General features: G+C 76.9%; 1 protein-coding gene. It reads right to left on the bottom strand.

Going from position 1 to position 1050, the window contains the following annotated elements:
- Window positions 1-34 precede the first annotated feature (34 nt).
- Window positions 35-1050, bottom strand: a 1016-nt coding sequence (locus ACWDCZ_RS41705) for an enoyl-CoA hydratase-related protein (RefSeq protein ID WP_449818776.1), incomplete at its 5' end; no start/stop codon positions are given.

Raw genomic sequence — 1050 nt, 5'->3', positions numbered from 1 at the left:
GCCCGGGGAGGCAAGCCCGGCGGGGCCGTTCGGGTCACGCTCGCGCGGCGGGCCCCGTCGGCACCGGGCGCTTGTGGACGAACGCGGAACGCAGCGCGTGATACGGCGATTCGGGTGTGAAGAACTGCCGGTGCATCACCGCGAGCTCCTCCTCCCGGTACGCGTCGAGCGGCTTCGTCCGCTCGTCGGCCTCGCGCGCGGCCTTCTTCGCCGCGATCCGCTGCTGGGCGGTGGGCGAGGCGGCGAGCAGCCCGGCCAGGTGGGCCGCGGACGGCCCGAACTCCTCCGGCCCGCAGGCCAGCACCCGGTCAACCAGGCCGATCCGCTCGGCCGTCGCCGCGGAGACCGGGAGCGCCTGGCGGGTCAGCCGCTCGGCCGCCGCCGCGCCGACCCTGCGCGGCAGGGTGTACGTCCAGTACTCCGAGCCGTGCAGCCCCATCAGCCGGTAGTGGGGGTTGAGGACGGAGCCGGCGCGGCACCACACCTCGTCCGCCGCCAGGGCCAGCATCACCCCGCCGGCCGCCGCGTTGCCGCCGACGGCGGCGACCACCAGCCGGTCGGTGGTGGTGAGCACCGCGTCGACCAGCTCGTCCATCGCGGTGATGTTGTCCCAGGACTCGACCGCCGGGTCCGGCGCGGCCTCGATCACGTTGAGGTGGATGCCGTTGGAGAAGAAGTCCCGGCCGCCGCCGAGCACCAGCACCGAGGTCGGACGGGCCGCGGCGAAACGGTACGCGGCCAGCAGCCGGCGGCAGTGGCCGGTGGACATCGCGCCGCCCGGGAAGGAGAAGCGCAGGAAGCCCACCGGGCCGTCCTCGCGGTAGCGCAGGTCCGACCAGACCGGGCCGTCCCCCTCCCCCGGCATCAGCGGCGCCGCCACCTCCGGCAGCGCCGGCAGCAGCCCGCCGAGGGCCGTGGCGGCCGGGAGCTTGACGCCCGCCGGGCCGCCGGGGGTGCGGCGGCGGAGCTCGGGGATCCAGACCGCGCCGTCCGAGGTGGCCCGGCAGACGGCGCCGGCCCGGGGGGCGATCAGCTCGCCCGGGCCGTCTC

It is taken from the genome of Kitasatospora sp. NPDC001225 (assembly GCF_053597855.1).
Note: the sequence above shows the minus strand (reverse complement) of the source record. Positions and strands in the feature narration are given on the sequence as shown.